This is a genomic window from Paraliobacillus sediminis (assembly GCF_003426055.1).
On record NZ_QJSI01000001.1, the window covers coordinates 605034 to 619893 of the forward strand.

Consider the following 14860-nt stretch of genomic DNA (forward strand, 5'->3'; position numbering starts at 1 on the left):
CTAATGAAACAAATAATTCAGGGAAATATGCATCGAATAGAATACATCTTTATTTACTTTATTCTATTACAACCAATTCTAGATGTATTTGCATACATGGAATTACCGATACCCGAAGTCATTCGAGTAATGGCAATTGGACTTGGATTTTTGTACCTCACTTTTTTCCCGAATCAAAAGATACAAAAATATACACGTTTCTACCATGTGCTAGCTTTTGTTTACTTTCTAGCACATTTTATCACCAATTGGTTCATCAAAGATCCATTCTCGCTAACATTAGAACTGACACATATGATTAAAACGTTTTTCTTTATTGAGTTGTTACTGGTTTATGTTTGTTTACTTTATTCATTTAGTAAAAGAGTAGACTGGCAAAAGATAATTTTGCGCAATGTAATAATTAGTATGGCGATCATTAGCGTAATTATGCTACTTGCAAGTTTTACCGATACAGGAAAGCGTACCTATGACATGTTAGCGAAAGCTGGACATACAGGCTGGTTTTTTTCAGGTAATGAACTAAGTGCAATATTGGTGTTTGGGTTTGGTATGACACTTTTACTCATGCTGAAAAATAAAAATAGACAGCACAAACTATTCATTTTTTCGCTACTGCTTGTATTAATTTGGTCCATGATGACAGTAGGAACGAAAGTTAGCTATGGTGGATTACTCTTATTACTAAGTACAGCTATTTTGATAGCGATCGTAAATCATTTACGTACAAAAAGCTTTCCAATTAACGTAATCATTTTACTGCCGCTATTAATTGGGACTATTTTATGGACACCCTATTCGGCAATTGGTCAAAATTTAAATCTAACTCTAACGAACCAGCAAAAGAGTGAGCAAGATTTAGCTGATAATGTATTAATTGAAGAAGAAGGCGTAGGCGTAGGAATTGTATTAAGTGGTAGAAATGAATTTATGCAAGAAACGATTAGCCAGTATAAAGACGCAGCGATTCCCCAACAACTATTTGGAATGGGATATGGTGGAAATTATCAGCGTGATCCCAAGCTGATAGAAATGGACTTTTTTGATTGGTTTTTTGGATTTGGCATTATCGGCATTATCATCCTACTAATTCCGGTCGTATCAATTGGTTTTTATATTTTGAGAAACCTCTTGCAAGGTCGATTTCAAAAAATAGATATGAGTATGATTATGATTGGATTAAGTGTTTGTTTAGGATTTGGAATTGCATTTGTTGCAGGACATGTTTTATCATCGCCAGCTGCTAGTATTTATTTAGCGCTAATGATCGCCTATCTATATGTCCTGTCAAATCGGCTAAAACAACCAAATGAAGGGTTGGATTAAATGAGGCATGCAAAGGAAAGAGTTTTAGTAATTAGTACGATGTATCCAAGTAAAGAGAATAAAACGTTTGGTATTTTTGTGAAAAATCAAGTAGAAGCAATTCGTCAACAAGGTATTCTTGTTGACGTTGTAGCTATAAAAGAGCCAAGAATGGGCAAGACTATGCTTATTAAAAAGTATACCAAATGGTTTCTACAAACGGCTGGCTATTTTATCAGAAATGGCCGAAGATACACAACGGTTCATGCGCACTATACCTTTCCTAGTGGTTGGTTGGGCCTTTGGTTTAAGCGTGTCTTTAAGGCAAAATTACTCGTTACAGTTCATGGTGGAGATATCGACAAAATGGCTAGAATTAATTCATTTTTGTATAAGCAAACAAAACGTGTGTTACATGCAGCGGATGAAGTAATAGTAGTTGGAGAGGGCCTAAGGCAGGCTGTAGAAGGTGAATTTCAGGTAGACCCTAGCAAAATATCCGTATTAAATATGGGCGTTAACCGAAACATCTTTCAACCAAGAGATAAGGAAAAAATGAAGAAAGAATTAGGAATACCTTCTTCCCATAAAGTTATTCTGTATGTCGGTAATTTAATTAAGGCGAAAGGGTTACAAGAATTAGTTATGGCCTTTAAAGATTTAAAGCAAGAAGACGACGATTTACACTTACATCTAATAGGTGCGAATAAAGAACCGAACTTTTTAATCTTTATTAAGCAACTAATCCATGATGAAGATATAAAGGGGATTAACTTTCATGATGTGAAGACACAAACTGAGGTTGCGAAATGGATGGCGGCATGTGAAACATTTGTCCTACCATCTTATATAGAAGGTTTTGGTCTCGTTGCCTTAGAGGCAATGGCATGTCACACACCTGTTGTCGGCAGTGATGTCGGTGGATTACATTATTTGTTAGATCAGGAAGCGGGCTTGCGGGTTGCACCTCAAGATGTCAAAGCATTACAGCAAGGATTACGTCAGGTCTTATCCGATAAGGCCTTGAGACAAATTCTAATATACAACGGGGATAAAAAGGCACTAGAAAATGAGCAGCAGAGGTTGATTGATTCACTGATTACATTATACCGTAGATAGGAGCGAGTTAAGATGAAACAGAAAAAAATTCTTCTGATTTCTTCAGTAGGTGGGCACTTAACGCAGTTACTCCAGTTAGAGTCTTTATTTAAAAATTATCGCTATCATATCGTGACGGAAAAATCAGCAATCACAAAGGATCTAATGGATAAGTACCCAATCTCCTTATTACTTTATGGTGCACGAAATTACCCTATTCGCTACCTCTTTAAATTCCCGTATAATATTATCAAATCATTATGCATTTTTGTGAAGTATCGCCCGGATATTGTTATCACAACAGGTGCGCACACTGCGGTACCAATGTGTTATATCGCTAAATTATTTGGTAAAAAGATTGTCTTTATTGAAAGTTTTTCGAAGTCAACAAGTCCTACATTGTCTGGCAGATTAGTATATCCTATTTCAGACTTATTTATTGTCCAGTGGGAATCAATGAAAGCAATATATCCAAATGCAGTATATGGGGGGTCAATCTATTGATATTTGTCGTATTAGGCACACATGAATTACCTTTTACTAGGTTGTTAAATGAAGTGGAACGTCTTGTAGATAAAGGTGTTCTTAATAATGATATTATTGTTCAAGCAGGCCATACCCCATTTGAAAGTGACAATATGACAATTTATAAATTTGTTACCTATGAACAAATGGATAAACTCTATGAACAGGCTGACCTAATTATTACCCATGCTGGCACAGGATCTGTCATTACCGGCCTAAAAAAAGGGAAAGTAGTTATTGCTGTTCCACGATTGAAGAAGTATGGGGAACATAATGATGACCATCAATTACAGTTACTTAACGCATTTGTTGAGCAAGGACATATATTAGCTTGGCAAGATGGGGAATCATTAGAAACAAAGATAGTTGAGGCGAAGTTTTTTAACCCAAAACCATTCATATCAGGAAGAGAACGATTATTCTCGATATTAGATGATTTTATTCAACATTAGATGGAAACTGAATAATTTGTTTTTAAGGTTAAGTTAAAGAAAATGTCATAAACTAATTACTGTTACACGTAATAGAAACGAAAGAGAAATGAAAAAGAAATGAAATGCTTTTTTTTTGTGAATATGCTATAGTTATTTGATGAGATAATAATTAAGTTGAAATGAAATGAACGAAAAAATGAAACTTTTTCTTCTAGTTAACGTCTAAAAAGTAGAGCCGTAAAAAGGGCGTCAAATTTCCACAAAATTAAAATCAAACAAATAAGAGATATAGCTGGGTGACCGGGAGGAAAGATTATGAAATATATTGCATTAGTCATGTGTATGGCACTAGCAATTGTATTAACGCCATATGTAAAAAAACTTGCAATTCGGATTGGGGCGGTTGATCAACCGAATTATCGTAAAATTCATGCGAAAGTAATGCCAAGACTTGGCGGATTAGCCATTTTTATTAGCTTCATGGTAGGTTTTATCGTCTTTAATCCGAATAGTCCTTACTTTTGGCCGATTTTTATAGGTGCAGTTCTTGTTACAGGAACAGGAGTTGTCGATGACCTATATGAACTATCAGCTAGGGTGAAATTTTCTATTCAACTTGTTGCCGCAGGTGTTGTTGTATTCGCTGGAGCACAAATTAATTTTATTAACTTGCCATTTGGTGAAACCTTGCATTTTGGGTATTTCAGCATCCCGATTACCATTATATGGATTGTTGGCATAACGAATGCTATTAATTTAATTGATGGTTTAGATGGTTTAGCTGCCGGTGTATCTTCGATTGCATTGATTACCATATCTGGTCTTGCGATCACATTAGGTGACACCTTTGTTGTTGCAGTTGGTTTTATGTTACTTGGTAGTACATTAGGTTTTCTTGTATATAACTTTCATCCAGCAAAAATATTTATGGGTGACACAGGCGCATTGTTTTTAGGGTATATGATTGGTGTTTTATCGGTTTTAGGATTTAAAAACGCTACATTATTCTCCTTAATTGTACCAATCACCATTTTAGGTGTACCAATTCTGGACACGTTCTTTGCAATTGTTCGTCGCGTTGTAAATAAGAAACCATTGGCTTCACCAGATAAATTACACTTGCATCACGCCCTATTAAAATTAGGATTTGGCCATCGACAAACGGTAATTCTAATTTATGCAATGAGCGCATTATTTAGCCTTGCAGCATTGATTTTTACGAAATCAACCATGTGGGGATCAACGATTACATTCTTAGCAATGGCGTTGTTGATTGAAATAACAGTAGAACTAACTGGATTAATTAGTGATAAATATAGACCACTATTAAGCTTATTGGATCGACGGAATAAATCATAAAAAAACTTTCCTTATTTAATAAGGAAAGTTTTTTTATTTTTAACATTAATCGACAAATAAATCTTAACATTTGCCTGCAAAACGTGCATAATGGTAAGTAAGGTAGGTGATTTATATAGAAGAACTAGAATATTGTCGTGTTTAGGTTATAGTCTTATGGGGAGGTATATATGAGAAGAATTATTTCTGTAATAATGGTTGTTTTATTAATGTTCAGCTTAGTGCCTTACAATGTTGCTTTTGCTGCAACTGACAATAATCTAGTTGAAGATACTAGTGAGGAAGTTGTAGAGACTGAACAAAGTGAAGTAACATCTGAAGATGATAAATCAGCAGAAGAAGAGTCAATTGAAGAGACTAACATAGAAGAAGACTCAGTGGAAGAAAGTACAATAGATGAAGAAGTGGTTAATGATTCAGAAGAGAGTTCTATTAAAGAAGAATCGACTTCCAACAATGAATCTAGTGTAGAAGATACAGAAACTGAATCGTCGACTATAGAAGAAGAATCCTCTAGTACACAATTAAGAATGTCTTCAACAGTCGTTAGTAACATTGACGAAAGTTCTACAAGTCTATTAGGTCACATTAGAAATTCAAATGTGCGCATTTACGATAGTTTGGAGAATCTATCAGACTACGAGACTGCAGGCTCTAGTTACACTAACGCAGTCTACTATATAAAAAAGCAAGCAAAACTAAATGCTGAAACCTACTATTTAATTAGTGAAAACCCAAGTAGTGTAAATGGAGTTGTCGGTTGGATAAAAGCCTCAGATCTATCTACGCATACACATGTAGGAGAGGACAAAGACTCAAAAACCTTTTACATCAAAGGAACAGGCAGTGCATTTAGCAAAGCTTGGGGTGGAAGCAAGGATCTTGTCTTTCAAGACATGTCCACATATAAAAATCAAGAGTTCAAGGTACACTTAACAGAAAAGGTAGGAAGTAACACGTGGTATCGTGGTACGTTAGACGGTAAAACGGTATGGTTGCACTCAAGTTATGTAACAACTACTTCTTCTGCTTCTTTCGTTGAAGAAAGCAAGACTAGCAGACTAGGACATTTGATAAGTTCTGATGTACGTATTTATGACAGTTTAAATAATCTTTCATCTTACCAATCTGCGGGCGCTTATACGAATGCGGTGTACTATATTAAAAAGCAAGCAGAATTAAATGGTACAAGGTATTATTTAATTAGTCAGAATCCTAGTAGTCTAAGTGGAGTAGTCGGTTGGGTAAAAGCATCTGATTTATCTACGCACACGCATGTAGGTCAGGATAATGACTCAAAATCCCTTTATATTAAAGGAACAGGCAATGCGTATAGTAAGGCATGGGGCGGAAGTAAAGATCTAATTTATGATGATATGGCAAAGTATAAGAATCATGAATTTAAGGTACATCTAACTGAAAAAGTTGGAAGTAATACCTGGTATCGCGGAACGTTAGATGGTAAAACGGTGTGGTTGCACTCAAGTTATGTGACTAATGATGCTGTTATTGAGGAAAGTTCTACAAGTCTATTAGGTCATATTGATAATTCAAATATACGTATATATGACAATTTGAATAATCTATCATCTTACGAAACTGCAGGCACTACTTATACTGACGCAGTTTACTATATTAAAAAGCAAGCAGAGCTAAACGGTGTGCGTTTTTATCTAATCAGTCAAAATCCGAGCAGTGTAACAGGAATTGTTGGATGGGTCAGAGCATCTGATTTATCTACACATACACATGTAGGGGAAGATAAAGACTCAAAAACATTTTATATCAAGGGAACAGGAAGCGCATATAGCAAAGCATGGGGTGGAAGTAAGGATCTTGTCTATCAAGATATGTCCCAATATAAAGATTACGAATTTAAAGTTCACTTAACTGAAAAAGTTGGAAGTAATACATGGTATCGTGGTACTTTAGATGGAAAAACAGTGTGGTTGCATTCTAATTTTGTAACAACATTAAGTGAGAGTAGTACGAGTAAATTAGGACATCTAAGAAGTACTAATACACGAATATATGATAGTTTAGGTAACCCTTCATCTTATGATGTAGCTGGTACTACTTATACTAATGCAGTGTATTATATTAAAAAGCAAGCAGAGTTAAATGGTGTTAACTATTATTTGATTAGCAAGTATCCAAGCAGTGAAAGTGGAGTCGTGGGTTGGGTGAAAGCCTCTGATCTTTCTACCAATAATCACGTGACCGTAAATGGCAATACTAAAGTGCTTTATATTAAGGGAACAGGTAGTGCCTTTACTAAAGCTTGGGGTGGAAGCAAAGATCTTGTCTATCAAGATATGTCTCAGTTTGAAAGCCAAGAGTTTTTTGTTAACTTAACAGAAAAGGTAGGAAGTAACACATGGTACCGAGGAACATTAAACGGTAAAACAGTATGGTTACATTCAAGTTATGTGAATGAAACGAATACTATTACTTCAAATTATGATCTATCATTAAGTCAAATGGTAACAAAGCAAATGAGTGTTACGCCTCAAACAGATAAATATAGAAATGCAGCAATTTGGGTTCACAGTAGTGATGTAGTAGCTACGAGTGGAAAAGCTAACGTAAAGGGAACAATTACTGGATCGGGTGTTAATATTAGATCGAGTGCGAATACATCCTCTGGTATTGATGCAAATTTATCTAGTGGTACAAGATTTGAATATTTAGGTAGTGTTACTGGTACTACTGTCAGTGGAAGTAGTAGATGGTATAAAATTAGATATAATTTAAAAGTGAGTTATGTACATTCCTCACTAGCTAAAACTTCTGTTTCGTACTATGAAAGCTCTAGCGCAACAAGTCACCGATATGGTAATCTATCATCATTTTTATCGGTAAACATTGCAGAAACGTCGGGCTCTTGGTATAGATTGAGCACAACAGTAACTTGGAGAAATGCTAAATACGCTGATGTCAAATCTTATGTAGATCCAAATTTACAGGATAATTTCCAATATTTAGTTCTATCTGAAACTGTTAATGTTAGTGCTACCGATCTAAATAGAACGCTAGCAGGAAAAGGTATTTTAGCAGGAAAAGGAAGCAAATATCTTGAAGCTGGTGAAAGGTATGGCGTCAACGAAATCTACTTAATAAGCCATTCTTTACTAGAGTCGGGTAATGGTACATCACCTCTAGCAACTGGTGTAGAGGTTGGTAAAAACTCAAGTGGTAATCCTACATTAGTTACCAATAGTAATAGAAGTAGCTTAAGTAGTATAAAAACGGTCTACAATATGTATGGTATTGGTGCATATGATAGTTGTGCTTTATCTTGTGGTGCGACCCATGCATACAACAATAATTGGACTTCTGTAGATACTGCTATTGTAGAAGGTGCTGCTTTCGTAAGCAATAATTACTTTGGTAGAGGACAAAACACATTGTATAAAATGCGTTGGAATCCAGCAAATCCAGGAAGCTATCAATATGCAACTGATATTGGATGGGCAAGTAAACAAATTAGTAAGATGAAAAATTTGTATTCTATGCTAAATGATCCAAATATTGTTTTTGATATTCCGAAATATAAATAAAAGTAATAATCATAGGAGCTACCTTTAAGATAAATCTTAAGGGTAGCTTTCTTTTTTTAGAAATATCTTCATATTTTAATAGATTTAACCGATAAAAGATATGTTGTATAAATATTGTTATCTAATTTAAATTGGAGGTATGTATGAAATTACGTAATTTATTTGTGTCGATATTATTTATAATTATAACTTTGTTGTTTTCTAACGGGGTTACAATATATGCCAATGATAAAGAACAAGGATTAATAGAAGAAGTTGTAGAAATACCTATAACAATTTTTGATGATAATAATCTAGGTAAGGGAGAGTACAATGAACTAGGAGTAGAAATAGGAACTGAAGTTTATGGTGAAGATATTAGTGAACTATCAGAAGAAGAGCTTCAATACGTTCCCAAAGGTTGGCGCGATGGAGTGGATGAAAACGAGCATGAAAGTACTAATCTTATACAAAGTAGATTCTCGATCATGCGAGTTAGTTATCCAGATGTAAACAGTTATATTAATAATTTGTCAGTTGCAAAAACCGAGTATGATTATAAAAGTGTTTTTGAAAGATTCAATTATCGAAATGGTTTTGGTGCAGTGGAGGGTGTAGTTGCTCATGAAACGGCAAATGATAAGTCAACTATTAATAGTGAGATAGCCTATATGACACGAAACCATGAAAATGCGTTTGTGCATGCATTTGTAGATGATCAGCGTATTATTGAAATTCATCCTCTAGATTATGGTGCGTGGGGAGCAGGTAGACAAGCTAATAAACGATTCGTACATGTGGAATTGGTAAGAGTAAATAACTTTGATGCATTTGCTAGATCTATTAATAATTATGCTGATTATATATCAAATGTTTTGTATAATTATGATCTTGGGGTCACAAGTGCTGAGGCTAGTGGTAAAGGATCTCTGTGGTCACATAAGGCGGTTAGTATACACTTAGGTGCTACCACTCATGTCGATCCACATGGATATTTCGCTAAGTATGGTTATAATTGGAATGACTTTGTTAATTTAGTTAAATCTAAATACGATGATATAGAACCCATTATAAGTAATACGAGCAAATTGGGTCATTTGCGTAGTGAAAATGCAAAAATATACAAGAGATTAGCAGATAATGATTCGTCAATAGTCGCAAATAGCATATATACGAATGTAGTTTATTATATAAAATCAGAAGCAAAAGTAAATGGCCAAAATTATTATTTAATTAGTGAAGAACCAAGCAGTAAACAAGGGATTGTTGGTTGGGTGAAGGCACAGGACATGAATACACATGCCCATGTGGGTGTTGATAAAAAGAGTAAAACGTACTATCTAAAAGGAACTGGTATAGCTTATGATAAGGCGTGGGGCGGATCGAAGGATATTGCATATAAAACGCTATCCTCATATAAAGATCAAGCCTTTTATATTGATTTGACCGAAAAGGTAGGGAATAACACATGGTATCGCGGTGATTTAAATGGTAAGAAAGTGTGGATCCATTCAAATTATCTAACAACGAAAATAGAATCAAAAACAAGTAAACTAGGACATTTTAAAACAAGTAATGTCGATATTTACAATAATTTAGAAGACAAAGATGTAGTAATAAAATCCGGAAATAAATATAGTAATGCGGTGTATTATATCAAAAAAAAAGCTAGGATTAATGAACAAATTTATTATTTGATTAGTGAACAACCAAGTAGTTCAGCTGGTGTTCTTGGATGGGTTAAAGCATCTGAAATGAATACACATAACCATGATGGGGTAGATAAAGATAAGAAAAGTTACTATATAAAAGGAACAGGAATAGCTTATAGTAAAGCATGGGGTGGATCAAAAGATGTAGTCTATAAAGACTTAGTTTCTTATGAAGAAACTATATTTAATATTGACCTAACGGAGAAGGTTGGCAATAATATCTGGTATCGCGGTAATCTGAATGGTAAGACGGTATGGATACATTCTAGCTATTTAATAGAGAAGAAAGAATTAAATACAAGTAAATTAGGTCATTTTAAAAACAGTAGTGTAAAAGTATATAAAGATTTTAGTGATAATACATCACATGAAACGATAAATGATGAATATACTAATAAAGTATATTATATAAAAAAAGAGGCTAAAATAGGGAATCAAGTCTATTATTTAATGAGTAAGCAACCAAATTACAAAAACAGTTTAGTAGGTTGGGTAAAGGCAGAAGATGTAGCTTCCCATAGCCATCTAGGTGTAGATAATACACAGAAAACATATTACCTAAAGGGAACAGGAATAGCATATAGTAAGGCTTGGGGCGGATCAAAAGATGCTGTTTATAAAGACCTTAGTACTTATAAAGGAGCTATATTTACTGTTAACTTAACTGAAAAAGTTGGAAATAATACATGGTATAGAGGGAAATTAAATGGACAGACGGTATGGATACACTCCTCCTATCTAACATTAAATAGTTTAGTAGAGGAGAAAATAACAAGTAAATTAGGTCATATTAAAAGCCCTAATATAGTTATTTATAAAGAACCTGGTAATAATGCATCAGTTACAACTGCAAATTCAGAATATACGAATAAGGTATATTACATCAAAAAAGAAGTTAGATTAAATAGCCAATCATTTTATTTGATTAGTGAACAACCAAGTAGTGTTTCAGGAATCGTTGGGTGGGTTAAAGCGAAAGATATGAGTACACATACCCATTTAGGAATTGATAAAGAGAATAAAAAACTAAAGATAAAAGGAACAGGAAAGGCATATAGTAAAGCTTGGGGTGGATCAAAGGATATTGTTTATCAATCTTTAAGCAATTATGAAGAGCAAACATTTAATGTTAATTTAACAGAGAGTGTAGGAAATAATACATGGTATCGTGGCACATTAAATGGTAAAATTATTTGGATCCATTCAGCATTTGTAATATAGTAATAACATAATCTAAAAAACGCGTATTCCATTTTATCGGAATACGCGTTTTTAGGTTGCATAATAATAATGTGATTAATTTAGAAATAATTATTCTATGTTGTGTTGATTATAATTCATATAATAATATTGAAAATAAATACTACTTACTTTGAGGCTTCCTGTTGTTCAGTTGTTTTATATAGGAATTCAATAATATTTTTACTAGAATTACCACGAGAATATTGATTCCATTGTTGAGAAAAGGATTTAACTTTCTCGATATTAAATTGATTTTGTTTAATTGTATTAATTAAGTCGGTAGTACTCGTAACTATAGGTCCAGGTAATTGGGTTTGATAATCTTCCCAAAAACCACGATTTTGTGTATATTCATCAAAATCATAAGTGAAAAAAATCATTGGTTTTTCTAGTAATGCAAATTCAAATGGTATTGAAGAATAATCAGTGATTAATAGATCTGTAATAACTAATAAGTGATTAATATTTTGATATTTTGATACGTCTATTACAAATTCAGGATACTGATTTATAAAGGTACCTTTAACTGCAGGATGAAGTCGTAATAATAAAACATGATCTTTACTGAGTTGAGCATACATTTTTTTAATATCCAACATAATTTTTTGATCATTTAACTGGCTATCACGAAAAGTTGGTGCATACAGAATCACCTTTTTATTAGTAACAATTGGAATTTCCTCTTGTAATTGCACCTTTATATTTGCCGTTTTTACTTTATCAAAGAAAAAATCTGTCCTTGGAATTCCTGTACGTAAAATTTGCTGATTAGATAATCCAAAGCTTTTTCGGAATATAGCACTCATTTTTTCTGAACCAACAATTACATAAGTGAAACGGTTATAAACCTTAATGAATCGATCATTAGCTTGTGAAGAGCGAGTTTTAACAGATGGATCCATTAATCCGAATTGTTTAATAGCACCAGCAGCATGCCATACTTGTATACATGTCACACTAGCTTTGAACTTTGTAACAGACAAAAATCCAAAGTAATTGTCAACGAAGATCACTTTGGACGTAGCTAGGTGATAGATGGATTGGATAAAACCTATCATATTTAGTGTTTCAAACTGTAAAACTTGATTTCTACTATCTTCAAAATTAACGCGACAACTTTTACTTTTTAAAATAATTATCTTTTGATCTGTTAAACTATATGCTGATTGAGCAATATGATTTATATTGTCACCAAACGATGCAACACATGTTATTTTTTCTTGTTGAGGAAGTAATTTAAACAAAATAAAAATTATCTTGAAAATAAATAGATAACTAGAAATTGCAAACTCTCTAAGCATTATTTACCTTTTTCATATCATTTTTAATCTTTGTTGTGGAAATACCAACCGTTCTAGGTAAATAAATGACTTCGCAATGATCGACAAGAAAATCAAATTTACCTTCCCAGTCATCACCCATAACAAAGATATCAATATCATGATTAATAACGTCATTAACTTTTTGTTCCCATTCATCCTCAGGAATAACAGCATCGACATATCGAATTGCTTCTAAAATCATTTTGCGGTTTTCATAACTATGATAAGCTTTCTTTCCTTTAATTTCATTAAATTCATCAGAAGAAATAGCAACAGTTAAATGATCACCAAGCTCTTTTGCACGTCTTAGAATATTAATATGACCATTATGAATTAAATCAAATGTTCCATAGGTTATTACTTTTTTCAATTTTGAAACCTCCTAATAAATTTTGGATTAGTTACTCTATATGTTTAATTCGTTTATAATCTAATTTCACAAGCAATCTATTATAACATGAATTTCAAATTTTAATATAATTATTTCACATAAGTTTTAACATTACTTATCTATACATCTTAACTTATTTCATAGAAGGATACAAGAATACAAGAATACATTTGCAAATAATGTATATTTTGCAAATGTATTTGATAGTAGACAGAGTCTGTATTTTTCTCATACTTAAAAGTATTTCATATATTGAATAAACTCTACTTAATTAAATTTATTCTTCATAGCTATGTCTAAAGCTTCCAACCACTGTTGTTTATATATATCTTTATTAAAATGTTTGTTTATATATTTATTTGCGTTTTTACCCATAACCATTGTTTCTTTAGGATTATCAAACATATATATCATCTTATCTGCAAGTTCTTGTATGTTTTCATTTTCAACAATAAAACCATTATCATTGCTTACTATCATATCAGTTGGTCCATATTTTATGTTATAACTTATAACCGGAGTACAATTATACATACTTTCTAAAACCGATAAGGCAAATCCTTCTTTTTTCGAGGTCATTATAGAAAACAAACCCTTTTGATAGACTTCGTCAGGATTTTGCGTGTAGCCCTTTAGCAATACATTATTATCTAAATTTAGTTGATTAATCAATTCTTTTAAATTGCTTAATTCATCACCTGTGCCCCATATTTCTAATTTAGCTGACGGAACTCTATTAACCACTATTTGAAATGCTTTTATTGCATGATCAATTCTTTTTAATGTAGATAATCGACTGACTATAATTGCTACATTACTATCCTTTTTTATTGAAGGTGATAGCAAAGGTTTTAGTTTGTCAAATCCTCTTTGTTTGTTGATCTCATGGTAATGAGGTACAACGCTAAGAGGGGTATTCCCACTAAACCTAGCTTTAAAGTCCATTTGTTGTTCTTCTGTTAAAAATAACGCCAAATCAAAGGCATCAATATTATTAACACCTATAGCTGTTTTGGATGTAATGTTTGCATCCCGTGTATAAGGAGCATCCAGATGACTGCTATGAAGTCTCCAAATTTTTGCTGCCTTTTGATGGTTAAAATTCACTAAAACTTCATCAGTACTTCTAGTATCAGAGACGATAATACATCGATCATTGTTAGTATTATTAATAATATCAGTTAACCAATCAATTTTATGAGAGAGGTTATCATTTACATAGGAAGTCTTTATACTATTATTTTTATCGAATAAGACAATTCTTTTTACTTTTTCGTTGGATGGATCATTCCATTGAGATAAGAATGCTTTGTTGTTCTTATTATAATATATTAATTGTCTCGGTTTATTTGAATTAATATCCATAAAGCTAACTTTTTTCAAGTTACCCCACGGATCATATTCTTCTCTTTTGGTACGATATCGATTTTCGTTAAAGTAATCGATAAAATCCAGAACCCCATTATCATTTAATGAGAGATATTTCGAATAAATACCATTATCGTATACTCTATATGCATTATATCCACTTCTTTTATCTAATGGTAGTCCTTCAGATAATATTTCTAAAGATGCTTTTTTTGGTGGATCTTCTGTAAATAAAGGTTTTTCGTATCCTTCTAATTCCTCATACATATTTCGAATAACTACATTTTCATCAATCTTATTTAAATCAATTAGTTTTTGGCGTATAATCGGATATCTAGGGTTAAAATTAAATGTTAACATATATGTTTCATATCCCATTTCCGAAAAAAATGAAGCTTGTTTTAAAGATGCTTTAGTTAGTCCACCTCTTATTAAATCAATGGAATTAATCAAAAAAAATATTGTTGGTTTCATTTAGTAAATCCTCCATATCTATATAATTGATATCCAGTATAAAGTATATACACAAAATTACGTTATATCAATCTTGAGGTAAAAACATTTA

10 protein-coding genes are annotated in these 14860 nt (G+C 32.7%); 7 read left to right on the plus strand and 3 right to left on the minus strand.

Going from position 1 to position 14860, the window contains the following annotated elements; translation table 11 throughout:
- Positions 1 to 3: 3 nt before the first annotated feature.
- From D2K60_RS02690 to D2K60_RS02720, 7 genes are all read left to right on the plus strand, one after another.
- Positions 4 to 1326: an O-antigen ligase family protein gene (locus tag D2K60_RS02690; RefSeq protein ID WP_117168445.1), complete on the plus strand. Its 1323-nt coding sequence runs from the start codon at positions 4 to 6 to the stop codon at positions 1324 to 1326.
- Positions 1327 to 2424, plus strand: coding sequence for a glycosyltransferase (locus D2K60_RS02695; protein ID WP_240335221.1), 1098 nt, complete (start codon positions 1327 to 1329; stop codon positions 2422 to 2424).
- 12 nt (positions 2425 to 2436) lie between these two features.
- Positions 2437 to 2907 (plus strand): PssD/Cps14F family polysaccharide biosynthesis glycosyltransferase, encoded by a 471-nt coding sequence (gene pssD, locus D2K60_RS02700; RefSeq protein ID WP_117168446.1) that lies wholly within the window; start codon positions 2437 to 2439, stop codon positions 2905 to 2907.
- Complete coding sequence (pssE, locus tag D2K60_RS02705; RefSeq protein WP_117168447.1) at positions 2904 to 3380, plus strand: PssE/Cps14G family polysaccharide biosynthesis glycosyltransferase; 477 nt, start codon at positions 2904 to 2906, stop codon at positions 3378 to 3380. Before pssD ends, pssE begins: the two co-directional genes overlap by 4 nt.
- 297 nt (positions 3381 to 3677) lie before the next feature.
- Positions 3678 to 4721 (plus strand): glycosyltransferase family 4 protein, encoded by a 1044-nt coding sequence (locus tag D2K60_RS02710; RefSeq protein ID WP_117168448.1) that lies wholly within the window; start codon positions 3678 to 3680, stop codon positions 4719 to 4721.
- A 170-nt stretch (positions 4722 to 4891) separates the two neighbouring features.
- Positions 4892 to 8281, plus strand: a complete 3390-nt coding sequence (locus D2K60_RS02715; protein WP_117168449.1) for an N-acetylglucosaminidase — start codon at positions 4892 to 4894, stop codon at positions 8279 to 8281.
- A gap of 143 nt (positions 8282 to 8424) precedes the next feature.
- Positions 8425 to 11193 carry a GW dipeptide domain-containing protein gene (locus D2K60_RS02720; protein WP_117168450.1) on the plus strand — a complete coding sequence of 923 codons (2769 nt, stop codon included), beginning with the start codon at positions 8425 to 8427 and terminating at the stop codon, positions 11191 to 11193.
- Positions 11194 to 11339: 146 nt separating this feature from the next.
- Here D2K60_RS02720 and D2K60_RS02725 read toward each other — a convergent pair whose 3' ends face one another.
- From D2K60_RS02725 to D2K60_RS02735, 3 genes are all read right to left on the minus strand, one after another.
- The gene (locus D2K60_RS02725; protein WP_117168451.1) at positions 11340 to 12515 is read right to left on the minus strand and encodes a CDP-glycerol glycerophosphotransferase family protein; all 1176 of its coding nucleotides are present in this window, start codon (positions 12513 to 12515) and stop codon (positions 11340 to 11342) included.
- The gene (gene tagD, locus D2K60_RS02730; RefSeq protein WP_117168452.1) at positions 12508 to 12906 is read right to left on the minus strand and encodes a glycerol-3-phosphate cytidylyltransferase; all 399 of its coding nucleotides are present in this window, start codon (positions 12904 to 12906) and stop codon (positions 12508 to 12510) included. Before tagD ends, D2K60_RS02725 begins: the two co-directional genes overlap by 8 nt.
- A gap of 288 nt (positions 12907 to 13194) precedes the next feature.
- Complete coding sequence (locus D2K60_RS02735; protein ID WP_117168453.1) at positions 13195 to 14769, minus strand: glycosyltransferase; 1575 nt, start codon at positions 14767 to 14769, stop codon at positions 13195 to 13197.
- Positions 14770 to 14860: the final 91 nt, after the last annotated feature.